Source organism: Streptomyces colonosanans, from assembly GCF_001866645.1.
In the GTDB taxonomy this organism is placed as follows: domain Bacteria; phylum Actinomycetota; class Actinomycetes; order Streptomycetales; family Streptomycetaceae; genus Streptomyces; species Streptomyces colonosanans.
Genome location: NZ_MLYP01000002.1, coordinates 59102 through 81791, shown reverse-complemented (window position 1 = coordinate 81791; position 22690 = coordinate 59102). Strand labels below are relative to the sequence as shown.

At 70.6% G+C, this 22690-nt stretch carries 24 protein-coding genes, 1 tRNA gene and 1 pseudogene; 13 read left to right on the top strand and 13 right to left on the bottom strand.

Annotated elements, in window-relative coordinates; translation table 11 throughout:
- Positions 1 to 96 precede the first annotated feature (96 nt).
- On the bottom strand, positions 97 to 438 hold the full coding sequence (locus tag BIV24_RS00465) for an SsgA family sporulation/cell division regulator (protein WP_071364065.1): 342 nt from the start codon (positions 436 to 438) through the stop codon (positions 97 to 99).
- Positions 439 to 599: 161 nt separating this feature from the next.
- Here BIV24_RS00465 and BIV24_RS00460 point away from each other — a divergent pair, with 161 nt between their 5' ends.
- The 4 genes from BIV24_RS00460 to BIV24_RS00445 all read left to right on the top strand — a co-directional run bounded on the left by BIV24_RS00460 (position 600) and on the right by BIV24_RS00445 (position 4418).
- Entirely contained in the window at positions 600 to 1634 is a 1035-nt protein-coding gene (locus BIV24_RS00460) for an energy-coupling factor ABC transporter permease (protein ID WP_071364064.1), read from the top strand.
- Between the two features lies 1 nt (position 1635).
- Positions 1636 to 2397, top strand: coding sequence for a cobalt ECF transporter T component CbiQ (gene cbiQ, locus BIV24_RS00455; RefSeq protein ID WP_071364063.1), 762 nt, complete (start codon positions 1636 to 1638; stop codon positions 2395 to 2397).
- Complete coding sequence (locus BIV24_RS00450; protein ID WP_071364062.1) at positions 2385 to 3152, top strand: energy-coupling factor ABC transporter ATP-binding protein; 768 nt, start codon at positions 2385 to 2387, stop codon at positions 3150 to 3152. Before cbiQ ends, BIV24_RS00450 begins: the two co-directional genes overlap by 13 nt.
- 108 nt (positions 3153 to 3260) lie before the next feature.
- Positions 3261 to 4418, top strand: coding sequence for a serine hydrolase domain-containing protein (locus tag BIV24_RS00445; RefSeq protein ID WP_071364061.1), 1158 nt, complete (start codon positions 3261 to 3263; stop codon positions 4416 to 4418).
- Positions 4419 to 4761: 343 nt separating this feature from the next.
- On the opposite strand, the gene BIV24_RS00440 is transcribed toward BIV24_RS00445, so the two are convergent.
- From BIV24_RS00440 to BIV24_RS32880, 3 genes and pseudogenes are all read right to left on the bottom strand, one after another.
- On the bottom strand, positions 4762 to 5046 hold the full coding sequence (locus tag BIV24_RS00440; RefSeq protein WP_071364140.1) for a DUF1876 domain-containing protein: 285 nt from the start codon (positions 5044 to 5046) through the stop codon (positions 4762 to 4764).
- Between the two features lie 79 nt (positions 5047 to 5125).
- Positions 5126 to 6016 carry an NAD(P)-dependent oxidoreductase gene (locus tag BIV24_RS00435; RefSeq protein ID WP_071364060.1) on the bottom strand — a complete coding sequence of 297 codons (891 nt, stop codon included), beginning with the start codon at positions 6014 to 6016 and terminating at the stop codon, positions 5126 to 5128.
- Positions 6017 to 6156: 140 nt separating this feature from the next.
- Positions 6157 to 6279, bottom strand: a pseudogene (locus BIV24_RS32880) (EamA family transporter); the annotation flags it as partial.
- Between the two features lie 25 nt (positions 6280 to 6304).
- Between BIV24_RS32880 and BIV24_RS00430 the strand changes: the two are divergent.
- Entirely contained in the window at positions 6305 to 7753 is a 1449-nt protein-coding gene (locus tag BIV24_RS00430; RefSeq protein WP_071364059.1) for a recombinase family protein, read from the top strand.
- Between the two features lie 95 nt (positions 7754 to 7848).
- Here BIV24_RS00430 and BIV24_RS31080 read toward each other — a convergent pair whose 3' ends face one another.
- Both BIV24_RS31080 and BIV24_RS00425 read right to left on the bottom strand, forming a co-directional pair.
- A complete protein-coding gene (locus tag BIV24_RS31080) occupies positions 7849 to 8055 on the bottom strand; it encodes a hypothetical protein (protein WP_079167918.1) in 207 nt (68 codons plus the stop codon).
- Positions 8056 to 8251: 196 nt separating this feature from the next.
- A complete protein-coding gene (locus BIV24_RS00425) occupies positions 8252 to 8455 on the bottom strand; it encodes a hypothetical protein (RefSeq protein ID WP_071364058.1) in 204 nt (67 codons plus the stop codon).
- A gap of 146 nt (positions 8456 to 8601) precedes the next feature.
- On the opposite strand from BIV24_RS00425, the gene BIV24_RS00420 reads away from it, so the two are divergent.
- Positions 8602 to 9114 (top strand): hypothetical protein, encoded by a 513-nt coding sequence (locus tag BIV24_RS00420; RefSeq protein WP_245766624.1) that lies wholly within the window; start codon positions 8602 to 8604, stop codon positions 9112 to 9114.
- Between the two features lie 39 nt (positions 9115 to 9153).
- Entirely contained in the window at positions 9154 to 9597 is a 444-nt protein-coding gene (locus tag BIV24_RS31075) for an ankyrin repeat domain-containing protein (RefSeq protein WP_079167917.1), read from the top strand.
- 251 nt (positions 9598 to 9848) lie between these two features.
- On the opposite strand, the gene BIV24_RS00415 is transcribed toward BIV24_RS31075, so the two are convergent.
- The 7 genes from BIV24_RS00415 to BIV24_RS00390 all read right to left on the bottom strand — a co-directional run bounded on the left by BIV24_RS00415 (position 9849) and on the right by BIV24_RS00390 (position 16887).
- Positions 9849 to 9922 (bottom strand) — tRNA-Met (locus BIV24_RS00415).
- Positions 9923 to 10049: 127 nt separating this feature from the next.
- The gene (locus BIV24_RS00410) at positions 10050 to 10823 is read right to left on the bottom strand and encodes an EamA family transporter (protein WP_071364057.1); all 774 of its coding nucleotides are present in this window, start codon (positions 10821 to 10823) and stop codon (positions 10050 to 10052) included.
- Positions 10820 to 11326 carry a YbaK/EbsC family protein gene (locus tag BIV24_RS00405; protein ID WP_071364056.1) on the bottom strand — a complete coding sequence of 169 codons (507 nt, stop codon included), beginning with the start codon at positions 11324 to 11326 and terminating at the stop codon, positions 10820 to 10822. The genes BIV24_RS00410 and BIV24_RS00405 overlap by 4 nt, the downstream gene beginning before the upstream one ends.
- A gap of 100 nt (positions 11327 to 11426) precedes the next feature.
- A complete protein-coding gene (locus BIV24_RS00400) occupies positions 11427 to 13100 on the bottom strand; it encodes a penicillin-binding transpeptidase domain-containing protein (protein WP_071364055.1) in 1674 nt (557 codons plus the stop codon).
- Positions 13101 to 13194: 94 nt separating this feature from the next.
- The gene (locus BIV24_RS00395) at positions 13195 to 14844 is read right to left on the bottom strand and encodes a penicillin-binding transpeptidase domain-containing protein (RefSeq protein ID WP_071364054.1); all 1650 of its coding nucleotides are present in this window, start codon (positions 14842 to 14844) and stop codon (positions 13195 to 13197) included.
- 108 nt (positions 14845 to 14952) lie between these two features.
- Complete coding sequence (locus BIV24_RS34080; protein ID WP_177198594.1) at positions 14953 to 15129, bottom strand: hypothetical protein; 177 nt, start codon at positions 15127 to 15129, stop codon at positions 14953 to 14955.
- Between the two features lie 18 nt (positions 15130 to 15147).
- A complete protein-coding gene (locus tag BIV24_RS00390; RefSeq protein ID WP_071364053.1) occupies positions 15148 to 16887 on the bottom strand; it encodes a dolichyl-phosphate-mannose--protein mannosyltransferase in 1740 nt (579 codons plus the stop codon).
- A 62-nt stretch (positions 16888 to 16949) separates the two neighbouring features.
- Between BIV24_RS00390 and rsmI the strand changes: the two genes are divergently transcribed.
- The 6 genes from rsmI (at position 16950) to BIV24_RS00360 (ending at position 22685) form a co-directional block, all read left to right on the top strand.
- Positions 16950 to 17831 (top strand): 16S rRNA (cytidine(1402)-2'-O)-methyltransferase, encoded by an 882-nt coding sequence (gene rsmI, locus BIV24_RS00385; protein ID WP_071364052.1) that lies wholly within the window; start codon positions 16950 to 16952, stop codon positions 17829 to 17831.
- 209 nt (positions 17832 to 18040) lie between these two features.
- Positions 18041 to 18391: a hypothetical protein gene (locus BIV24_RS00380; protein WP_071364051.1), complete on the top strand. Its 351-nt coding sequence runs from the start codon at positions 18041 to 18043 to the stop codon at positions 18389 to 18391.
- Positions 18392 to 18450: 59 nt separating this feature from the next.
- Positions 18451 to 19335: a TatD family hydrolase gene (locus BIV24_RS00375; protein ID WP_071364050.1), complete on the top strand. Its 885-nt coding sequence runs from the start codon at positions 18451 to 18453 to the stop codon at positions 19333 to 19335.
- A 155-nt stretch (positions 19336 to 19490) separates the two neighbouring features.
- Positions 19491 to 20837: a resuscitation-promoting factor gene (locus BIV24_RS00370; protein ID WP_177198593.1), complete on the top strand. Its 1347-nt coding sequence runs from the start codon at positions 19491 to 19493 to the stop codon at positions 20835 to 20837.
- 49 nt (positions 20838 to 20886) lie between these two features.
- On the top strand, positions 20887 to 21795 hold the full coding sequence (rsmA, locus tag BIV24_RS00365) for a 16S rRNA (adenine(1518)-N(6)/adenine(1519)-N(6))-dimethyltransferase RsmA (protein WP_071364048.1): 909 nt from the start codon (positions 20887 to 20889) through the stop codon (positions 21793 to 21795).
- Positions 21792 to 22685 carry a 4-(cytidine 5'-diphospho)-2-C-methyl-D-erythritol kinase gene (locus BIV24_RS00360; protein ID WP_071364047.1) on the top strand — a complete coding sequence of 298 codons (894 nt, stop codon included), beginning with the start codon at positions 21792 to 21794 and terminating at the stop codon, positions 22683 to 22685. Before rsmA ends, BIV24_RS00360 begins: the two co-directional genes overlap by 4 nt.
- Positions 22686 to 22690: the final 5 nt, after the last annotated feature.

Here is a 22690-nt window from a genome sequence, read left to right as displayed (position 1 = left end):
GTGTGCGCCGTGACCGCGCGGCCGGCGCGCTCGGTGCTCCGCGTCGCCGGCGTCGTCGCCCGCGAACACCCCTCACTTCGTCACGTACCTCTCCGCTCAGCGCGCCGCTGCCCCCTCCAGGTAAGTCCGCCGCAGGAACCGCAGCAGCGTCTGCGATTCGAACTGCACCACCTCGACGCCCTCCGGCGTGTGGAACTCCATCACCGCCTGGACCCGGCCGCACGGCCAGATGCGGACATCGTCCTTGCCCGCCGGGGCGCGCAGGCCTTCTTCCAGCAGATCCCGGGAGAGGGTCCATTCGTGGGGGCCGGGCAGGTCGATGTGGACGTCGAGCGAGTCGGCGCTCGGGTCGTAGCGCAGGATGACGGGGATCGCGTCAGGGGCGTCCGGGGAGTCCGTGATGACGTGGGCTCGTGCGTACTGTTCGACAACGGACATGGGGCCGCTCCTCACGCTGCGTCATCGCGGCAGGATCTGTGGATCCGTCACCCCTTCAATGTCGCATAACGGGACAAAAGTGGCCTCCTGTCGCGTGCGCGTCGCTTCGAGGCCCTTCTTGCTCTTGCGAATCGTTCGCAATAAGCGGGTATTCTCGTACGGTGCATGTACCCGATGGATTCATCGACGCCCCCATATCCGCCGCGACCGGAGTCGTCGCCGCGGGCGCCTTGGCTGTCAGCCTGAAGGGCGCCCGGCGTGAACTCGACGAGCGCACCGCGCCGCTCGCCGGCCTGGTGGCCGCGTTCATCTTCGCCGTACAGATGCTGAACTTCCCGGTCGCCGCCGGGACCAGCGGGCACCTGCTCGGCGGGGCGCTTGCCGCCATACTCGTCGGGCCCTACACCGGGGTCCTGTGCGTCTCCGTCGTGCTCCTCATGCAGGGCATCCTCTTCGCCGACGGCGGCCTCACCGCCCTCGGCGTCAACATCACCGACATGGCGATCGTGACGACCGTCGTCGCCTATGCCGTCTTCCGCGGGCTGGTCAAGGTACTCCCGCGCACGCGCCGCTCCGTCACCGTCGCCTCCTTCCTCGCCGCCCTGGTCTCCGTCCCGGCCGCCGCCGTCGCCTTCACGCTGATCTACGCGGTCGGCGGCACCACCGACGTCTCGATCGGCAAGGTCGCCACCGCGATGATCGGCGTCCATGTCCTCATCGGCCTCGGCGAGGCCGCCATCACCGCCCTGACCGTGGGCGCCGTCATCGCCGTCCGGCCCGACCTCGTGTACGGCGCCCGGGGCCTTCAGCAGCGCCTCAAGCTGCGCGTCGGCGGGGAACTGGTCGACGCGCCCGCCGCCGAGCCCGCGCCCGTCGCCGCCCGGTCCCGCCGCGGGCTCTGGGCCGCCGGTCTCGTCACCTCCCTCGTCCTCGCCGGGTTCGTCAGCTTCTACGCCTCCGCCAGCCCCGACGGACTGGAGAAGGTCGCCGCCGACCAGGGCATCGACAAGAAGGCGCAGGAGCACGCGAGCGCCGACTCGCCGCTGGCCGACTACGGCGTCAAGGACATCGGCAACGCCCGCCTCTCCGGCGGCCTCGCGGGCGTGATCGGCGTCGGGGTCACCGTCGTCGCGGGCAGCACTGTCTTCTGGGCGGTCCGCCGCCGTCGTACGAGCGAACCCTCGCAGGTCGGCTGAGGTGGGAGCCGGGCACGCGCACAGGCTCTACCGGCACGGGCACTCTCCCGTGCACGGACTGCCGCCGCACACCAAGCTCGCGGCCACGTTCGCCTTCGTGGTCGTCGTGGTGTCGACGCCGCGCGAGGCGATGTGGGCGTTCGCGCTGTACGCCGTCCTCCTCGGCGTCGTCGCGTACGCGGCCCGGGTCCCCGCCGCATTCCTGCTCCGGCGGCTGCTGATCGAGATCCCGTTCGTCGCCTTCGCGGTGCTCATGCCGTTCGTGGCGGAGGGCGAGCGGGTCGACGTCCTCGGACTGTCGCTGAGCGTCAGCGGGCTGTGGGGCGCCTGGAACGTGCTCGCCAAGGGCACCCTCGGCGTCGCCGCCTCCGTCCTGCTCGCCTCGACCACCGAACTGCGCGAACTGCTCCTCGGGTTGCAGCGGCTCAGACTCCCGCCGCTCCTCGTGCAGATCGCGTCCTTCATGATCCGCTACGGCGACGTCATCACCGACGAGATGCGCCGGATGCGGATCGCCCGGGAGTCGCGCGGCTTCGAGGCGCGCGGCATCCGCCACTGGGGCGTGCTCGCGAAGTCCGCGGGCGCGCTCTTCATCCGTTCCTACGAGCGCGGCGAGCGCGTGCACCTGGCCATGGTCAGCCGGGGCTACGCCGGTGCGATGCCGGTCATCGACGAGGTGACCGCCTCCCGCGCCCAGTGGTCGTACGCCCTCGCCCTGCCTCTCGCCGCCCTCGCCGTCTGCGTTCTGGGATGGACCCTGTGACACCTTCGCTGGAAGTGACCCAACTGGCCTTCGCCTACCCCGACGGGCACCAGGCCCTCTTCGGCGTCGACTTCCGCCTCGCGCGCGGCGAGCGGGTGGCCCTGCTCGGGCCGAACGGCGCCGGGAAGACGACGCTCGTGCTGCACCTCAACGGCATCCTGAGCGGTGGCACCGGGACGGTGACCGTCGCCGGGCTCCCCGTCGGGAAGCAGCACATGGCCGAGATCCGCCGCCGTGTCGGCATCGTCTTCCAGGATCCCGACGACCAGCTCTTCATGCCGACGGTCCGCGAGGACGTCGCCTTCGGACCCGCGGCGGCCGGCTTGAAGGGCGCCGAGCTGGAGGCGCGCGTCGACCGGGCGCTCGACCTGGTCGGCATGACGGACTTCAAGGACCGCCCGCCGCACCACCTCTCCTTCGGCCAGCGGCGCCGGGTGGCCGTGGCGACCGTCCTGGCCATGGAGCCGGAGATCCTCGTCCTGGACGAGCCGTCGTCCAACCTCGACCCCGCCTCACGGCGCGAACTCGCCGACATCCTGCGGTCGTTGGACGTCACGGTCCTCATGGTCACGCACGACCTGCCGTACGCGCTGGAGCTGTGTCCGCGCTCGCTGGTCCTCAGCGACGGCGTGATCGCGGCGGACGGGAAGACGGCCGATCTGCTCGCCGACGACGCGCTCATGCGCGCGCACCGTCTGGAACTGCCCTTCGGCTTCGACCCCCGAAGCGTGCCGACGGGTACGGGCCGTCTGTGACCCTGGGCGCGTAGGGGCCGAGCGTTCGAGGAATCGAAGGCATCGGGTCGGCGTTGCACTCACTGGCACAGGCGTGTGAGGGCGTAGGCGAGTGAGGGGAAGACGGGCGTGGATGTGAGCGGCGTTGTGGCCGAGGGCTTCGAGCCGGTCAGGGAAGCGTTCGTACGGAACTTCGAGGCGCTGGGGGAGCGCGGGGCGGCGGTCGCCGTGTACCGCGACGGGCGCAAGGTCGTGGACCTGTGGGGCGGGACACGGGACGTCGACGGTACGGTGCCCTGGGAGCAGGGCACCGCGCAGATCGTGCGCTCGGCGACCAAGGGCGTGGCCGCGGCCGTCCTGCTGATGCTGGCCGAGCGCGGGGAACTGGACCTGAACGCGCCGGTCGGCCACTACTGGCCAGAGTTCAAGGAGAGCGGCAAGGAGCGCACGCTGGTGCGGGACGTGCTGGCGCACCGTGCCGGCGTACCGGTGCTGGACCGTCCGCTCACGCCCGCCGAGGCGGCCGACCCGGACCTCACCGCCGCCGTGCTGGCCGCGCAGGCCCCCGCCTGGGAGCCCGGCACGGACCACGGCTACCACGCGCACACCTACGGCTGGCTGACCGGTGAGTTGGTGCGGCGGGTCACGGGCCGCTCGATCGGCGCGTGGATCGCCACCGAGATCGCGGGGCCGCTGGGTCTCGACCTGTGGGTGGGCCTGACCGGAGCGGAGGCGCAGCGGGCGGGCCGGGTCGGCCCCATCGCGGCACCGGCACAGGAAGGCGCCCTGCGCGCCCGCCCCAAGCGCGCGGTCGCCGAGGCGTACGCCGACCCCGGCAGCCTGACCCGCCGCGCCTTCGCCGCGATCACCCCACCGCCCGACGAGAACGACCCCGCCTACCGCGCTGCGGTTCTTCCCGCGTCGAACGGCATCGCGACGGCCGACGGCCTCGCACGCTTCTACGCGGCACTGACCGGAGAGGTGGACGGCATACGCCTGTTCGCGCCGCGGACGCTGGAGTGGGCCCGCGCGGAGTCCTCCGCCGGCCCCGACCGCGTGCTCGTCGTCGCCACCCGCTTCGGCCTCGGCTACATGCTCCACGGTGGCGCGTCCCCGCTCCTCGGCCCCGGCTCCTTCGGCCACCCGGGCCGCGGCGGCGCCCTGGGCTTCGCCGACCCCGAGTCGGGCATCGCGTTCGGCTACGTCACCAACGGCTTCCTCACGAGCGTGACGGCGGACCCGCGGGCGCAGGCGCTGGTCCGGGCCGTGCGTACGTCACTGGCTTGACGTCCTCTCCTGCCCGAGGGCAGGAGATTGCGGTCCGCACCGCTACGCGGTGCCACCTCGGGTTCCTGCTTCACCGGCCCTTGCCGCTCTCCGGGGAGATCGGTCTTACAGGGGCCTGCACAGGCGTCACTTGCCGCCCGTCCGGCGGTAGATCCGACAACTCCGTCATCGGATGACGCGATCGTAGCCATGCCGCTGTGGCCCTCCGGGCCGCAAGGGACCGGATGCCCTTCACCTCCACCCTGAAGGGTGGAGCACTGGGCAAGTGTTCGGTAGCCGCCCGCTACGGCGGGCATGGCGGTGCCCGTACGTCTCACCGCGTACGGGCAACACCGGAACGCACTCAGTGCGTCAGCGGACGCGACGTCCTCCCCGACGCCTCGTCGATCTCCTCGTGCGCCTTCGTGAGCAGCCGCATCGCCAACTCGTTGAGCGCGCGCGCCCCCGCGATCTCCTCCCCGACACGCGGCTGATTCGCATCGGTGTGGTGGCGGCTGGCGTATCCGCGCGAGCGGACCTCGTTCCCGTCGGGTAGCCGTACGAGCGCCGCCGCCCGTGTCTTGTCATCGTCCTCCTGGAATTCGAGCTCGACATGCCATCCCACTGCGGTGTGCAGAACCATGACCATCACCTCCGGAACCGCTGATTCCAGGGTGCTCCTCCTGGCCGCCTCACGCACGGTGCGGATCCGGTTCACGGGAACGCCCTCAGGAGGCGGGCTTCTCGTCGAAGCTGGCGAAGTACGCGGCGGCCATGTCCTCGTCGGCGTGGCCCTGGGCGGCGGCGCGGGAGAGGCGTTCGGCGGCCGCGGCGGCCACGTCGAGACGGACGCCGTGCTGCTCACCGGCCCGGACGATCAGACGGGCGTCCTTCTCCGCGGTGGTCACCGCGAAACTGGGCGGGGTGAGCCTGTCGTTCAGGATGGCATCGGCCTTGGCGCGCAGATAGCCCATGTCGAGCCCGCCGCCCGCGACGAGGTCGAAGAATTTCTGCGGGTCGACGTCGAGAGCCCGGGCCAGGGCCAGCACCTCGCCCGTCGCGGCGGTGACCGCGAGAACCCAGCTGTTGGCCACCAGCTTCAGACGGCTGGCGCTGCCCGCGGCACCGTCCTCGCCGGTCCACAGGGTGCGGCTGCCGACGGCGTCGAAGACGGGCGTCACCGCCTCCCGGCCGTCCGAGGGGCCGGCGGCGAGGACGGTCAGCTGCCCGGCCTCCGCGGGCTGGCGGGTGCCGAGCACGGGGGCGTCGTAGAAGACCAGGCCGTGGTCGCGGGCGAAGCCGGCCAGCTCGCCCACGGCGTCGGTCCCGGCGGTGGTCGACTGCACCCAGGCGGTGCCGGTGCGCAGGGCGGGGGCGGCCTCCCGCATGACCTCGAGGACGGTGGGCCCGTCGTACAGCATGGTCAGAACGACATCGGCGCCCTGCACGGCGTCGGCGGGGGTGTCGGAGATGTGCGCGCCGTCGGCGGCGAGCGGTTCGGCCTTGGCGCGGGTGCGGTTCCAGGCGCGGACGGTGTGCCCGGCGCGGACGAGGTTGCGGGCCATCGCGGCCCCCATGATCCCGGTGCCCAGGACGCTCACGGTGAGCTTGTCGGTCATGACGTCATCTTCCTGATCCGTGCGATGGTGGTGCGCTTCAGCGTTGCTTGCTCAGGATGCTCGCCCGGACGCGAAACTTCCGCGAGGATCACCGGGTCCCGCGTGCCGCTCGCCGGAGAGGAACGGGCACCGCTCACCGGCTACCCGGCGTGCAGCATCAGGCCGATGCCGAGGACCAGCAGTCCGGCCGCCGCGATCCGCGGGATGCCGAACCGCTCTTTGAAGAAGATCGCGCCGATCGCCGCGCCGACGATGATCGATGTCATACCCGGCTCATACGGTGTTTCCATGAGTCGATCCAAGTTAGGCAAGGCCACGATCACACCGGGCGAGCCCGCAGCGATCTACTGCCTTATCTCCCACACCCGGGATGAGGACCAGACCGGAGTGGACCGCCAGGAGCGCATCTGCCGGGACATCGCCGAACGGCTGCAACTCCGCGTCGAGTCGACGCACGTCTACGTGGACAACAACCGTTCGGCGTGGCAGCGCAACCGCAAGCGGCCGGGTTGGGAAGCGATGCTGAACGCGATGGGGGACGGGGAGATTCGGCACGTCATCGTCTACCACCCCGACCGCCTCATGAGGCAGCCCAAGGATCTTGAGGAGTTGCTCTCCATCGCCGACGACAAGCGCGTCCTTCTGCATGGCGAGGCGAACCGACGGGACCTGTCGGACCCAGACGACCGTTTCATCCTTCGTATCGAGGTCGCCCACGCGTGCCGCTCCTCCGACGATTCGTCGCGCCGCCTCAAGGATGCCTTGAAGGACCACGCCCGCGAAGGTCGGCCGCACGTGGGCAACCGGCCGTACGGCTACACCCGTGACGGCCGTGCGATCGTCGAGGAGGAAGCGGAGATCGTTCGTGAGGTCTACCGCCGCTACCTGGACGGAGAGTCACCGAACCAGATGGCGCAGGACTTTGCAGCACGCGGCATCCCCACGTCGAAGGGCAAGGCGTGGAACCCCGAGAACGTTCGCCATCTGCTGTCGTCCCACTTCGTGGCGGGGTTGCGGTTCCACCTGGGCGAAGAAGTGGCCGTCGGGACGTGGCCCGCCATCATCGACCGGGGCCAATGGGACGAGGTGCAGCGGCTCAGGGAATACCGCGCCCAGCAACACCGGGACACGAAGACTCGGCCGATCCGGAACTACATCCTGCGCGGGGTGGTCACCTGCGCATGCGGAGCGCGCATGGGTGGATCGAACAGCGTGCGGTACCCCTACTACCGGTGCAACCGCGCCGACAACACCGACCAGCAGAAGTGCAACCGCTCCGTCTCGGCCGAGCCGTTGGAGGCATTCGTTCGGGACGTGGCGATCAAGGTGCTGACCAAGCTGGACACCTCCGGCTACGAGCCCGCCATGACCACGCGCCCCGAAGCCGACGTCATCGCGGACGAGAAGGACCGCGAGAAGCTGCGGGAGCTGAAGGAGTTGTGGCTCAACGACGACGACTTCACGACCGCCGACTTCCAGGCCATGCGCACGCCGATCGTGAAGCGGATGAAGGAGCGGCAGCGGAAGACCATCAAGCGGCCGGTTGCCGTCCTGGAGGGGATCGCGGGACCGGACGCCGAAGCCAACTGGGAGAGGTTGGAGAAGGCGGAGGACCACGCGCGTATGAACGCGATTTATCGGTTCCTGTTCGCCGCCGTGATCGTCGGCCCGCCGACACGGAGGGGTAGGGGGTTCGACACGGACCGGGTGGAGATCGAACCGAACCCTCTGGACTAGCGTGCCCGACGGGTCGGCACAGTCCCTGCGACTCTCCCGGCTACGCTCGCGCGGGCGCGCCCCGCGGCGCGTGGCTGCGGGGCGCCTTGTGGGGTTTAGTCGAGGAGGTACTGCCCGTTATGCGTACCGCCCACGCAGGAGAAGTTTTCTGGCATTCCGCCGCCCTCCCGGCACTCTTCAGGGGTGACGGCGGATGGGGCACCCTTTGTGGTGGCGGCGGTGGCGGTGGCGGCGCCTGTGAGGCCGAGTCCGGCGAGGGCTGCCGTGGCGATGACGGCGGCGAGGATTCGTCGAATGCGCATTCGGTTCCCCTTTCACGGATTGCCTCGGTTGGGGCACAAGTCAGCTTGATCCTCGCCCATGTGGGTGGCACGTCATGTTGCGTCATTCGGGTGACAGGGCTGTCGGGTGCGGGGTCGGCACAGTCCCCGCGACTCTCCCGGCAACGCTCGCGCGGGAGCGCCCCGCGGCGCGTGGCTGCGGGGCGCCTTGTGGGGTTTAGTCGACAGTCATCCCGTCGTATTTGCCGCCCCAGCATTTGACGGTGTTGTGCAGATAGGGCTGTCCGCCGCCCTCCCTGCACTGAGACGGGGTGGTGAAGCCTGAGCCATCCTGTGCGGTGGCGGTGGCGGCGCCTGTGAGGCCGAGCCCGGCGAGGGCTGCCGTGGCGCTGACGGCGGCGAGGATTCGTCGAATGCGCATTTGGTTCCCCTTTCACGGATTGACTCGGTTGGGGCACTAGTCAGCTTGATCCTCACCCATGTGGGTGGCACGTCATGTTGCGCCGGTCGGGTGACAGTTTTGGCGGGTGCGGGGTCGGTGACGCGACCCGTCGGACAGGCCCACAGTTGTACGCGCACAAGGCCCGCGCCGCCGCACGCATGGGAGACGGCCGCCTCGTCCGCGAGTCACTCGACGCCGGGCGCGCGAGGCTGGACCGACTCCCCAGGCCCGACCACCCCGAACACCACTTCATCATTGACCCGGACAAGTGGGATTTCTGCGAGATGGACGCCTACCGCCTCCTCGGAGATGACGAACGCGCCGCCGCCCACGCCCGCTCCGTGATCCGTATCAGCACCGGCCCCGACGGGACCGAGATCTCACCCATGCGCGCGGCAGAGGCCCGTCTCACGCTCGGAGTCGCCTCCGCCCGGATGGGTGACATCGAAGAAGCCATCGGCATGGGCACCACAGCTCTGGAAGCCGACCAGAAGTCCCTGCCATCCCTGCTTTTAGTCGCCGACGAGTTGGACAAGGAACTGCGCGCCAGGTACCCGCGCGAAGCCGCCACGCGCGACTTCCACGAGCAGATCATGACTATCAGGCGAGGCGCCGCCAGGCCCGAGCTTCCGTTCTGACTGGCTCTGGCGCATCCGTGATCGCTAGCCTCACCGGCTATGAAGCAGCGGCAGCAGAAGAAGCTCTCTCACCGACTCTTCGAGGCAGTCCTGTCAGGCGATGCCAGGAGCGCGAAGGCCCTGTTGCGCAGTGGAGCGAGTCCGGAGAGAAGGAACACCGACGGCACCACTCCTCTGTACCTGGCATCGGTACAGGGAGAGGCCGAAGTAGCCCGCTTGCTTATGGAAGCCGGGGCTTCTCTTGACGCAGAAAGTAGCGGGCCCGGCTCGGAGGGCACACCGCTGTGCGCAGCCGCTTGCTGGGGACACACCGAAACGGTCCGGGAACTGTTGGCGCATGGCGCTGATCCCAACCTCCGCGAAGACCACGGCGCAGGCAGGTCCCCCCTGGACTGGGCGAACAATGGCCCCCACCCCGACACTGCCGAAATCCTCAGGGCAGCAGGAGCGCGACCAACACCTACAGCGCACCCAACTCCGTAGCCAGCAGGACCTCAACACTTCCGCAAGAGGCATTGCCCGACGCTCGCCGGTCACGACCTCGACCGTACCGAGGACTCACGGCATAAGACGTGGCCGGAGTGTACGGGATGACCTCGTCAAGCCCCCTGGCTAGCAAGGTTATTACTGTATGAGCCAGGGTTGACTGACGTCACTCGCTGGGCCGAAAGGAAACTGCCCAGCAATAAATGAAGCGGAGCCTGGTGTGTACGCCCAGGCTCCGCTTCATGTAGTAGCGGGGACAGGATTTGAACCTGCGACCTCTGGGTTATGAGCCCAGCGAGCTACCGAGCTGCTCCACCCCGCGTCGGTGTAGGAACACCCTACGCCACTCAGTGACATCCAGTGACCAGCCCTCGACTGACGACGCCCTTAGCTAGAGGTCGGTGGAGCAGGTTTGGTCGGTGGCCTGCCCGCTCTGGGGCCGAGCGGGCTCAAAAGGCCCACGCCTTAGCTGCTACTCGACGTCCAGCCCCCCGACCAGCCAAGTTAGACTCGCGCAGGGCCGCCACGGGGGCCAGTTCCGCGCGGGTCTGCGCCCACAGGACCAGGGCGTACGCCGTCACCGACAGGGCCGAGCCGAGCAGCCCCAGCGTCGCGAACGGCCGTAGCACGCCGATGAGTTCGCCTCGCCACCGGTGCGCGGCGTATGCGGGGATCACGGCTCCCTGCACCGCCATCAGCCACGCGATGTACCCGAACGAGGACCCCGAAGCCCGTACGCCCACCACCGTGTACGCCGCTATCGTCCCTCCTGTCGCGAGGGCGGCGCCGATGGCCGCCCAGTTCGGCCGGCGCCCGCGCAGCCCCCACAGCGCCACCCCGGTCAGGCCCGCGCACGACACGGCGACGCCCGCCGCGGCCCAGCCGTCCGGCACCTCGTGCGCGAACACCGCCGCCAGCACGGTGACCAGCAGGGGCGCGGTGCCGCGCGCGATCGGGTACGCCTGCCCGAAGTCGCCGAGCTGGAAGGAGCGCATCAGCAGCGCGTAGTAGGCGATATGGATGCAGGCGGAGGCGAGGAGGTACGGCCACGCCCGCGCCGCCGGGAACGCCGTGAACGGGGCCATGGCCAGCCCGATGAGCATCCCGCCGCCCGCGATCAGGGTGAAGCCGACCAGCTTGTCGGTGATGCGGTGCGCGATCGCGTTCCACCCGGCGTGCGTGAGCGCGGCGAGCAGCACCGCCGCGGTGACGGCCGGTGTCACGCGGACCGCTCGCGCACGTCCACCAGTAGGCCGCCCGCTTGGGCGATCAGTGTCTTCGGGTCCATCGGGAACACGGTGTGCGGAGTGCCCGCCGCGGCCCACACGGTGTCGTGGTCGAGCAGCGAACGGTCGGCGAGCACCCGCGTCTTCGTACGGTGTCCGAAGGGCGGCACACCGCCGATCGCGTACCCGGTGGTCTCCCGCACGACCTCGGCCCGCGCCCGGGTCACCTTCTCGGCGCCCAGCTCTTCCCGGACGCGCTCCACATCCACCCGGGACGCCCCGTCCATCAGGACGAGCACCGGCTCCTGATCCACTGCGAAGATCAACGACTTGCAGATCTGGCTGAGTTCGCACCCGATCGCCGCGGCGGCCTCCGCAGCGGTACGCGTCGCGTCCGGGAAACGGCGGATCCGGGTGCGCAGTTCACCGAGCCCCAGCTCTTCCAGCGCCTCGGCGAAACGGGGGTGGGCTCCGGAGTCTTCTGCGGGGGACGTCGTCATCGGGAACTCCTTGACTGGGGGAGGAGGACAAGAACGTCACGCTAGCGGCGGGGATATGCGGCATGCGACCCGATTGCCCGGTGTCGGCCGCATGCCCGCGTCAGCTTCCGGCGCGCAGCAGCGCCGCCACGATCGGCCCCGCCGTGTCGCCGCCGTGGCCCCCCTCCTGGACCACGCCCGCCCCGGCCAGGTCCCCCTTCCAGGCCGCGAACCACCCGTTGGGCTGCTTCTGCCCGTCGACCTCCGCCGAGCCGGTCTTCGCGCCGAAGTCCGGGCCCAGGCCCGCCATCGCCTTGGCCGCCGTGCCCGCCGCGGCCGTGTACTGGAGGACGTCCTTCAACTGGGCCTGAGTCGACGCCGACATCGTGCGGCTCGCCTTCGCCAGGGTGCGGTTGTCCACCGACGGGGAGACCAGATACGGCTGACGGAAGACGCCCGTCTTCGCCGTCGAGACCACCGAGGCCATGTTCAGCGGATTCATACGGACCCCGCCCTGGCCGATCAGGGACGCCGCCATCGGGGCCGCGCTCTGCACCGGGACCGCGCCGTCGAAGGTCGGGACGCCGATCGACCAGTTGTTCAGGCCCAGGCCGTAGACCTGCTGGGCGACCTTGGTGAGGTCGTCGTCGTGGAGCTTCTTCGCCTGGCTGATGAAGGCCGTGTTGCAGGACGCGGCGAAGCTCGCCTTGAACGTGCCCTTCTTGATCTCGAACTCCTTGACGTTCTGGAACTTCCAGCCGCCGTACGTGAAGTACTTGGGGCAGGGGTGCGGCTTGTCCGGCGACGCCAGGCCCTTCTCGAACAGCAGCGTCGACGTCACGATCTTCATCGTCGAGCCGGGGGCGAGGGAACCCTGGAAGCCCACGTTGAAGCCGTGGTTCGAGTTCGCCACCGCCAGGATCTCGCCCGTCGACGGGCGCATGATGACCACGGACGCCTTGTCCTTCGCCGCCACCTGCTGCTCGGCCTTCGCCTGGAGCGTCGGGTTCAGCGTCGTCTTCAGCGTGCCCGGCGTGCCCTCGCTCAGCGTGACCAGCGTCTTGTCGGGGGTCTTCTGCGTGCCCTTCGCCGCCGCCTTGCGGACGATCCGCAGCTCGACGCCCGCCGTGCCGCCGGCCTTCTTGCCGTACTTCTCGCGCAGGCCGTCCATTACCGGGCCCAGGGAGGGGTACTTGGCCGTCGTGAGTTCGCCGCCGGCCCGGTCCAGGGCCCTGACCGGGGGCGCGCCCGCCTCACCCGTCACCAGACGGTCGCCGTCGGTCAGATCGGGATGCACCACCGACGGCTGCCAACGCACCTGCGGCGCACCGTCGTCGGCCCGGCGCACCACCGTCAGCTTCGACTCGTACGCCAGCGGCTTGCTCTTGCCCTGGTACGACACCGTCGCCTTGACGGAGAACGGGACCGACGCCCCGGACGGCGTACCACGGGTCAGGGTGACGCCCGTGATGTGGGCGTCCTTGCCGTAACCCGTCAGGGCCCGGGTCGCGGCCGCCGAGTCGTCCGTGGCGGCCGCCGCCTTCGTGACGTCACCCTGCTGCCAGGCCGTCAGGAATGCCGTGGCCGCCGTCTGGACCTCGGACGCCGACAGCGGGCCCTTCTTCTTCACTTCCTCGTGGTCGGCCGTGGCCGTCGTACGGTCCTCGGCCGCCGCGCCGTCGCCCATCACGCTGTAGCCGACGACCGCCCCGCCCACACCGACGACGGCGAGCAGCCCCGCGATCACCAGCGGTCCGTTCGACTTCCGCTCGGTGGCGCGCCTTCTCTTGCCCACAGCTTCCGACCCTCCGCAGTCCCCGAGTCACCAGTGCACCCACGCCCCCCAACGAGAACAACCACCCTAGAGTCCCGCGGTGACACGCGTGATGTCAGCCGCCGGTTCGTAGCACAGCTGCGACGATAGGACCGGCCGCGTCGCCGCCGTGCCCGCCCTCCTGGGTCATGGCCGCTGCCGCGATGTCGCCCCGGTAGCCCGTGAACCAGCTGTTGGACTTCGTCTGGCCGTCGACCTCCGCGGACCCGGTCTTCGCGCCGATGTCCGGGCCCAGGCCCGCCATCGCGCGGACGGCGGTGCCCGGGCTCTGGGTCGCCGTCAGCCGCATCATCGTCTTCAGCTGCGCCACCGTGCCCGGCGCCAGGCCCCGGGCGGTGGCCAGTTGACGGTCGTCGAGCCCCGGCGAGACCAGATAGGGCTGCCGGAACGTGCCCGTGATCGCGGTCGCCGTGACCGACGCCATGTTCAGCGGGCTCATCTGCACCTGGCCCTGGCCGATGGCATTGGCCGCGCGGTCCGGGCCGCTGGAGGCGGGGATGCTGCCGTCGAAGGAGGTGATGCCCGTCTTCCAGTTGTCCCGCCCGAGACCGAACCGCTCCTGGGCCTCGGCCGTGAGCGAGGCGTCCGTCAGCGGGTTCTCGTCGATCAGCTTGACGAAGGCGGTGTTGCACGAGCGCATGAAAGTGTTGGCCAGGGTGGCGTTGTCGTCGGGTGCCATGCCCTTGAGGTTGGTGAAGGTCTGGCTCTGCCACACGGCCGAGGCCGGGCAGGGTGCCGGCCCGTTCATGGTGGTGACACCGTTGTCGATGAGCATCGCCGCCGTGATGATCTTCATCGTGGAGCCGGGCGCCAGTCGCCCCTCGAAGGCCGCGTTGAACTCGTCCTTGCGGTGGTTGGCGACCGCGAGCACCTCACCCGTGCTCGGCTTCACCGCCACCACCGACGACTCCGCGTACTGCGTCACGGCCCGCTCGGCCGCCCCCTGCGCGCCGGCGCTGAGCGTCGTCTGCAGCTTTCCGGGCCTGCCCTTGGCCAGGGTCAGCAGGGTCTTGACCGGAGCGCTGCCGTCGGCGCGTACGACGGACAGCTCGATACCCGGCCTGCCGCCGGCCTTGTCGCCGTACTTCGCGCGCAGCGCGTCCAGGATCGGGCCGAGCGAGGGGTACTTCTTGCCGGTCAGCACCACGCCGTTGCGGTCCACCGCCTCGATGGGCGGGACCTTGGCCTCACCGGTGACGAGCGTGTCGCCCTTCTCCAGAGCGGGATGGACGACGGACGGCTCCCAGTCGACCAGCGCGCGCCCCGTGGTCATCCCGCGCACGACCTTCAGCGTGCTGTTGTACGCGAGGGGCTTGGACTTGCCCTCGAAGGACACCGTCGCCTTCACCGAGAACGGCAGCGAGTCCCCGCTGAGCGCGCCCGGCGTGATGTGCACCGCGCCGATGTGCGCGTCGCCGCCGTACGCCGTCAGCAGCTGCTCCGCGGCTTCGGTGTTGTTCGTGTACGAGGCGGCGGTGGCCGCGTCGCCCTTCGCCCAGGCGGCGAGGAACTTCGTACCGGCTTCCTTGACCTCGCTCGCGGACGGCGGCCCGGTCTTTTTGTGCGCGGGCCCGCCGACACTGCTGCCCGGACCGCCCGCGCTGCTGTTGAGTGCGTTCAGGAAGTTGTACGCGCCGTACCCGGCGCCCCCCACCATCACCGCGAACACCCCGCCGACTATGGCGGTCTTGGCCCCCCTGTGCATGATGCCCCCTCCGGTAGGCCTCGCACTGTAGGGCGCCTGAGGGGAACCGGTGAAGGCTGTGATCGTTTGTTGTCCGAAGGGTGATCAAAGACGTGACCGACCCCGGGCTCACCCCAGAATCGCGGCGAACACGCCGACGACCCGCATGCCGTAGGTCTTCCAGCGATGGGTCCCGCGGCAGTACAGCCGCGGCTTGTGGCGCCCGCCCTGCTTGATGTGCGTCTCGCACCAGCGGCACCGCAGTTCGCCGTAGTACCGTCCGTCGTCCCCCAGATGAGCCCCCATGGGCAGGACCCTAACCCGTCAGACCCAGGTATCGAGCCACATGCGCGCCCGCCACGAGTCGATCGGGATCGCCTGGCCCGTGTAGATGGGCCAGAAGTAGATGAAGTTCCAGGCGATCAGCAGGACCAGGACGCCCGCGCCCGCCGCTCCCACCACCCGGCGGCGTTCACTCGAACCGGGCGGGCCGAGGATGGCGCCGATCATCATCGCCACCGCCAGGCACAGGAACGGTACGAAGACGACCGCGTAGAAGTAGAAGATCGTGCGCTCCTGGTACAGGAACCAGGGCAGATAGCCGGCCGCGACGCCGCAGGCGATCGCGCCCGCCCGCCAGTCACGGCGGAACGCCCACCGCCACAGGACGTACAGGATCGCGAAGCAGGCCGCCCACCACAGCAGCGGGGTGCCGAGCGCCAGGACCTCGCGGGCGCACTTCTCGCCCGCGTCCGCGGGGCAGCCGGCCTGGCCGGGGGAGGGGGACTCGTAGAAGTACGAGACCGGGCGGCCCGCCACGAGCCAGCTCCATGGGTTCGACTGGTACGTGTGCGGGGACGACAGGCCCACATGGAACTGGTAGACCTCGTGCTCGTAGTGCCACAGGCTGCGCAGCCAGTCGGGCAGGAAAGACCAGAAGCCGCCCTTGCCGTCGGTGGCCGCCCAGTTGCGGAAGTAGCCCCCGGAGCCGTCGGTGGGAGAGAGGATCCAGCCGGTCCAGGAGGCGAGGTAGACGGCCAGTGCGACCGGGACCGTCGCCAGGAACGCGAAGCCCGTGTCCCGCTTGAGGACCGTCAGGTAGGGGCGGTGGGCGCCCGCGACCCGGCGCGCGGCCACGTCCCACAGGACCGTCATCACGCAGAAGGCGGCCAGGAAGTAGAGGCCGTTCCACTTGGTGCCGATGGCGAGGCCGAGCATCAGGCCCGCCAGCCAGCGCCAGGGGCGCCATCCGAGGCGCGTCGTCTCCGCCGTGTGCGCGTCGGGGCGGACCCGGCCGTCCGCGTCCACCGGGAGCGCCGCGGCCAGCCGGGCGCGCGCCCGGTCCCGGTCGACGAGCAGGCAGCCGAAGGCCGCCAGTACGAAGAACTGCAGCACGCTGTCCAGCAGCGCGGTGCGGCTCATCACGAAGTGCAGCCCGTCCACCGCCAGCAGCGCGCCGGCCAGACAGCCCAGGAACGTCGAGCGGAACAGCCGGCGGCCGATGCGGCACAGCAGCAGCACCGACAGCGTGCCCAGGAGCGCCGTCATGAAGCGCCAGCCGACCGGGTTGAACCCGAAGATCAGCTCACCCAGCCCGATGACGTACTTGCCGACCGGCGGGTGCACGACGTACGCGGCATCTGTGGGGATCATCACATGGCCGTGGTGCTGGATGATCAGGTCGTTGGCGTCCTTCGCCCAGTTCGCCTCGAACCCGTGGTGGATGATCGCCCAGGCGTCCTTGGCGTAATACGTCTCATCGAATATCACCGCGTCGGGGCTGCCCAGGTTCCAGAACCGCATCAGCCCGGCCATCAGCGTCACGAGCAGCGGGCCGCCCCACGCCGACCAGCGCATGAGGCGGTCGGCGACCTCCCGACGCAGCCCGATCACCGCCCACAGACGCGGGCTGGGCTCGCTGTACGGCGGCACCAGCTGGTCGCGGACGTCGCTTGCCGGGCGCGCCGTGTAGCCGAAACGGTGCAGCCGTTGCTGCCACGACGGCCGCTGGTCTTCGGTGGCCTGGCCCTGCCGGGTGTCCGTGGAGGACGCGGTACTGGTCACCGCGCCATCGTAGGGAACCCGGCTGAGTGAGTCCCGCGGATGGCGCCTGCGAGGATGGAAACGTGACAGTTACACCCGGAACCACGACCGGAGCCGCGTCCGGAATCCTGGTCCTCGCCGGCACCCCCATCGGGGACATCGAGGACGCACCGCCGCGGCTCGCGCAGGAGCTGGCGACCGCCGATGTGATCGCGGCCGAAGACACGCGCAGGCTGCGCCGGCTCACCCAGGCGCTGGGTGTGCAGCCGGCCGGGCGTGTCGTGTCCTACTTCGAGGGCAACGAGTCCGCCCGGACACCGGAGCTGGTCGAGGCCCTGGTGGGCGGCGCGCGCGTGCTGCTGGTGACCGACGCGGGGATGCCCTCCGTATCCGACCCCGGGTACCGGCTGGTCGCCGCTGCCGTGGAGGAGAACATCCGGGTCACCGCCGTGCCCGGCCCGTCCGCCGTGCTCACCGCGGTCGCGTTGTCCGGGCTGCCCGTCGACCGGTTCTGCTTCGAGGGGTTCCTGCCGCGCAAGGCGGGCGAGCGGTTGTCCCGGCTGCGCGAGGCCGCCGAGGAGCGGCGCACGCTCGTCTACTTCGAGGCCCCGCACCGGCTTCAGGCCACCCTCGCCGCCATGGCCGAGGCGTTCGGCGCCGAGCGCCGGGCCGCCGTCTGCCGTGAACTGACGAAGACATACGAGGAGGTCAGGCGCGGTCCGCTGGGCGAGCTGGTGCTGTGGGCCGCCGAGGGCGTGCGGGGCGAGATCACCGTCGTCGTGGAGGGGGCCGGCGAGAAGGCCGCCGAGGAACTGGACGCGGACGAGCTGGTGCGCCGGGTACGGGTGCGGGAAGAGGCGGGGGAGCGCCGCAAGGAGGCCATCGCGGCGGTCGCCGCGGAGGCCGGAATTCCCAAACGCGACGTGTTCGACGCGGTCGTGGCGGCGAAGAACGCGCCATGCTGAGGCTCATGGACAGGCAAAGGAGCGACGCGAAAAGCAAAGCTCAGGACGCATTCCGGGGGGTTTCCGACAAGGACTGTCCAAATCGACTCCAATAGTCGACAGTTCGGATGCGTTCGCGCCCGCAGAAGCGTCCACTGGTCGAAGGGACGTATCCGCCCCCGGGAACCCCGCTTTGGCGGGGTTCTTGTCCAGCGGACCAAGGAGCCGGCATGGCTGAGATCGCAGGGCAGACCGATCGAGGTGTGGCGACCGCCGTCGTCCATGAGTCCTATTCCTTCGCCTGTATGCGCTGCGGGCACGGCTGGGAGCAGTCGTACGAGATAGAGCACCACCTCGACGGGGACGGCAACGAGTTCGTGATGTACGTGGCGGCCGGATGCGTCGTCCCGTCGCCGCTGAGCCGGCCCACCTGCCTGAACTGCGACAGTCATGTGGTGCGCATCATGCGCCCGGGCCAGGTGTCCTTCGCGCAGAGCCGCCTGCAAGGTGAACGCCACGGGCGCCACCGCTGGCATCTGTCGGATCTGCTGCACCCGTTCCACCACCGCAAGGCGGGGTGAAGGACCGGCGGCCGTTCGATCGGTCGTTCGTGGGGACCGGCCTTTCGTAGGATCGGAGCATGCCTTCCCAAGCGTCCGACAAGAACGCGCCGCCGCCGCTTCCCGAGCCCCTCGGCGTTCCCGTCGCCGACTCGCACACCCACCTCGACATGCAGTCCTCCACCGTCGAGGAGGGCCTTGCCAAGGCCGCGGCGGTCGGCGTGACGACGGTCGTACAGGTCGGCTGCGACGTGCGGAGCTCGCAATGGGCCGCCGAGACGGCAGCCGCGCACGAGGCCGTGCACGCGACGGTGGCGCTGCACCCGAACGAGGCCCCGCGCATCGTGCACGGCGATCCTGGGGGAGACTGGTCGCGCCAGGGCGCGCGCGAGCCGGGCGGCGACGCGGCACTGGAGACGGCCCTGGCCGAGATCGACCGCCTTGCCGCACTGCCGCACGTCAAGGGCATCGGCGAGACCGGCCTCGACTACTTCCGCACCGGGCCCGAGGGCAAGGCCGCCCAGGAACGTTCCTTCCGCGCGCACATCGAGATCGCCAAGCGGCACGGCAAGACCCTGGTCATCCACGACCGTGACGCCCACGCCGACGTGCTGCGCATCCTCAAGGAGGAGGGTGCGCCGGAGCGGACCGTCTTCCACTGCTACTCGGGCGACGCGGCGATGGCCGAGGTGTGCGCTCGCGCCGGGTACTTCATGTCGTTCGCCGGCAACGTGACCTTCAAGAACGCGCAGCCGCTGCGCGACGCGCTCGCCGTGGCCCCCCTCGACCTGGTCCTCGTGGAGACCGACGCACCGTTCCTGACACCCGCGCCCTACCGCGGTCGGCCCAATGCGCCGTACCTCGTTCCGGTCACGGTTCGAGCGATGGCCGCGGTGCGGGGGGTCGAGGAGGACGTGCTGGCGGCGGCCCTCGCGGAGAACACGGCACGCGCCTTCAACTACTGATACTGACCGATTAAACGCTTGCGAGCGCCTTCCGGTCTCGTCCACGGGACCACGGAGCCGTGTCGCCACACCGAGTCACCGCGTTGCTTTGGAGAGTGACGGCCAGCCGTTAGGTTCTGGTCTCCCGTTTCGGACCCTCTCTGGAGCGTGTCGTCGTGAGCAATCGGCAGTACTCGCCGTACGGGACGTACGGCTCGATTTCGCCGTACGAGGACCGCGAGTCGTACGGCCAGGCGTACGCGGACCCGTACCGGCCCGCGTACGAGATGCGGGAGCGCGCGGTGCGTGCCGGGAAGGCCCAGCCGCCCCAGCCGCCCCAGCCGCCCCGGCCGGCGGACGGCCCCCCTCGCACCGCGGGGCGCGCCCAGGCCCGGCATGCCGCGCGGCGCAGGAAGGGCGGGGGCACACGCCCCGACCCCGTGCGCCGTCTGCTGCCCCAGGCGCTGGTCGTCGCCTTCCTCGCTGGCGGAACCACCGCGTTCGTCGCCCAGGACAAGGCGATCGAGCTGACCGTGGACGGCAGCCCGCGCACACTGCACACCTTCGCCGACGACGTGGGCGAACTGCTCGCCGAGGAGGGCGTGAAGGTGGGTCGGCACGATGTCGTCGCACCCGGGAGCCGGACGGCGCTCGCGAGCGGCGACGAGGTGGCCGTGCGCCACGGCCGCCCCCTGCGCCTCACCCTCGACGGGCGCCAGTTCCAGGTGTGGACGACGGCCACCACGGTGGACGACGCACTCAGACAGCTCGGGGTGCGCGCGGAGGGCGCGTACGTCTCGACCTCGCGATCCCAGCTGATCGGCCGCAAGGGGCTGGCGCTGGACGTACGCACCGAGCGCACGGTGACGGTCATGGCGGACGGGCGGGCGCGCACGATCCGGACGAACGCGTCGACCGTCGGCGAGGCCGTCGAGCAGGCCGGGGCCGTCCTGCGCGGGCAGGACACCACGTCCGTGGCGCCGGGAAGCTTTCCGCGCGACGGGCAGACGGTGACCGTGCTGCGGGTGTCCGGCTCGAAGGAGGTCCGCGAGGAACCGATCCCGTTCGACGTGCGGCGCACCAACGATCCGACGCTGCTCAAGGGCACGGAGGTGGTGGCGCGCACCGGGCAGCCGGGCACGCGCCGGGTGACCTACGTCCTGCGCTCGGTCAACGGCGTCCGGGAGAGACCGAGGCACATGGATTCCGAGATCGTGCTGGAGCCCCGGGCCCAGCTGGTCCGGGTGGGGATCAAGCCGCGCCAAGGCGCGGTGATGGGCGCGGAGGGCCTGAACTGGGACAGACTCGCGGCCTGCGAGTCCGGCAGCCGACCGGGTGCGGTGGACCGGTCCGGCACCTACGGCGGCCTCTACCAGTTCGACCTCAGCACCTGGCACAGCCTCGGCGGCATGGGCCGCCCACAGGACGCCTCGGGCGAGGAGCAGACGTACCGGGCGAAGAAGCTGTACGTGCGCCACGGGACCAGCCCCTGGCCGCACTGCGGGAGGCGGCTGTACCGCTGAGCGGGGGCGTGCGGCCCTCGCCACCCCGCGCGGCCCGTACCCTTGGTCCGTGAGCAGCCCCACCCCCGACGCCCTCCTGGGCCCCGCCGACATCCGTGAGCTGGCGGCAGCCCTTGGCGTACGCCCCACCAAGCAACGCGGTCAGAACTTCGTCATCGACGCCAACACCGTGCGGCGCATCGTGCGCACCGCCGAGGTGCGGCCCGACGACATCGTGGTGGAGGTGGGTCCCGGGCTCGGGTCGCTGACGCTGGCGCTGCTGGAGGTCGCCGAGCGCGTCACGGCCGTCGAGATCGACGACGTCCTCGCCGGGGCGCTGCCCGAGACCATCGCGGCCCGCATGCCCGAGCGGGCCGAGCGGTTCGCGCTGGTGCACTCCGACGCCCTGCACGTCACCGAGCTGCCGGGGCCCGCGCCCACCGCGCTGGTGGCGAACCTGCCGTACAACGTCGCCGTGCCCGTCCTGCTCCATATGCTCGACACCTTCCCGAGCATCGAGCGCACCCTCGTCATGGTGCAGTCGGAGGTCGCCGACCGGCTCGCGGCCGCGCCCGGCTCCAAGGTGTACGGGGTGCCGTCCGTGAAGGCGAACTGGTACGCCCACGTCAAGCGGGCCGGAGCGATCGGCCGCAACGTCTTCTGGCCCGCGCCGAACGTCGACAGCGGGCTGGTGTCGCTGGTCCGCCGGACCGAGCCGATCAAGACCACGGCCACCAAGGGCGAGGTCTTCGCCGTCATCGACGCGGCCTTCGCCCAGCGGCGCAAGACCCTGCGGGCCGCGCTCGCCGGCTGGGCCGGGTCGGCGGCGGCGGCCGAGGCGGCCCTCGTCGACGCCGGTGTCTCGCCGCAGGCGCGTGGTGAATCGCTGACCGTGGAAGAGTTCGTGCGGATCGCCGAAGCCGCGGCACAGCCGAGGACGGCCCCCGCAGCCACGACACAGGAGCCCGGAAACCAGTGAGCGTCACCGTCCGCGTCCCGGCGAAGGTCAATGTCCAGCTCGCGGTGGGTGCCGCCCGCCCGGACGGCTTCCACGACCTCGCCAACGTCTTTCTCGCCGTGGGCCTGTACGACGAGGTCACCGTCACCGAGGCCGACGAGCTGCGCGTGACCTGCTCGGGTCCGGACGCCGGCCAGGTCCCCCTGGACCGTACGAACCTCGCCGCCCGTGCCGCCCTCGCGCTCGCCGAACGCCACGGCCGCAGCCCCGCCGTGCACCTGAACATCACCAAGGACATCCCGGTCGCCGGCGGCATGGCGGGCGGCAGCGCGGACGGAGCTGGCGCGCTGGTGGCCTGCGACGCACTGTGGGGCACGCACGCCTCCCGCGAGGAACTGCTCGACATTTGCGCCGAGTTGGGCAGCGATGTGCCGTTCAGCCTGGTGGGCGGGGCGGCGCTGGGCACCGGGCGGGGCGAGAAGCTCACGGCGTTGGAGGTCGGCGGGACCTTCCACTGGGTGTTCGCGACGGCCGAGCGGGGGCTGTCGACCCCCGCGGTGTTCCGGGAGTTCGACCGTCTCAAAGAAGGCGTACGGGTACCCGAGCCGGTCGCCTCGCAGGACCTGCTCGACGCGCTGGCGAAGGGCGACGCCGGGGCGCTCGCGGCGGCGGTCTCCAATGACCTCCAGCCGGCCGCGTTGTCGCTGTTCCCGGAACTGGCGCGGACGCTGGCCGAAGGGCGGGCGGCCGGGGCACTGACGGGACTGGTGTCGGGATCGGGACCGACGACGGCGTTCCTGGCGCGGGACGCCGAGGCGGCGGAAGGGATCGCGCAGGCGTTGATGGCGTCCGGGACGTGCCGCTCGGCACGGGTGGCGGTGTCCCCGGCGCCAGGGGCGACGGTGCTCTGACCGTC

What these genes read in the sequence shown, in the direction of transcription:
- BIV24_RS31080 (WP_079167918.1), bottom strand. Translation starts at nt 8,055, where the DNA reads ATGCGCATTCGACGAATCCTCGCCGCCGTCATCGCCACGGCAGCCCTC.
- BIV24_RS00465 (WP_071364065.1), bottom strand. Translation starts at nt 438, where the DNA reads ATGTCCGTTGTCGAACAGTACGCACGAGCCCACGTCATCACGGACTCC.
- BIV24_RS00375 (WP_071364050.1), top strand. Translation starts at nt 18,451, where the DNA reads ATGCCTTCCCAAGCGTCCGACAAGAACGCGCCGCCGCCGCTTCCCGAG.
- BIV24_RS00430 (WP_071364059.1), top strand. Translation starts at nt 6,305, where the DNA reads ATGAGTCGATCCAAGTTAGGCAAGGCCACGATCACACCGGGCGAGCCC.
- BIV24_RS34080 (WP_177198594.1), bottom strand. Translation starts at nt 15,129, where the DNA reads ATGGGGGCTCATCTGGGGGACGACGGACGGTACTACGGCGAACTGCGG.
- BIV24_RS00440 (WP_071364140.1), bottom strand. Translation starts at nt 5,046, where the DNA reads ATGGTCATGGTTCTGCACACCGCAGTGGGATGGCATGTCGAGCTCGAA.
- BIV24_RS31075 (WP_079167917.1), top strand. Translation starts at nt 9,154, where the DNA reads ATGAAGCAGCGGCAGCAGAAGAAGCTCTCTCACCGACTCTTCGAGGCA.
- BIV24_RS00425 (WP_071364058.1), bottom strand. Translation starts at nt 8,455, where the DNA reads ATGCGCATTCGACGAATCCTCGCCGCCGTCAGCGCCACGGCAGCCCTC.
- BIV24_RS00380 (WP_071364051.1), top strand. Translation starts at nt 18,041, where the DNA reads ATGGCTGAGATCGCAGGGCAGACCGATCGAGGTGTGGCGACCGCCGTC.
- BIV24_RS00405 (WP_071364056.1), bottom strand. Translation starts at nt 11,326, where the DNA reads ATGACGACGTCCCCCGCAGAAGACTCCGGAGCCCACCCCCGTTTCGCC.
- BIV24_RS00435 (WP_071364060.1), bottom strand. Translation starts at nt 6,016, where the DNA reads ATGACCGACAAGCTCACCGTGAGCGTCCTGGGCACCGGGATCATGGGG.
- BIV24_RS00450 (WP_071364062.1), top strand. Translation starts at nt 2,385, where the DNA reads ATGGACCCTGTGACACCTTCGCTGGAAGTGACCCAACTGGCCTTCGCC.
- BIV24_RS00395 (WP_071364054.1), bottom strand. Translation starts at nt 14,844, where the DNA reads ATGCACAGGGGGGCCAAGACCGCCATAGTCGGCGGGGTGTTCGCGGTG.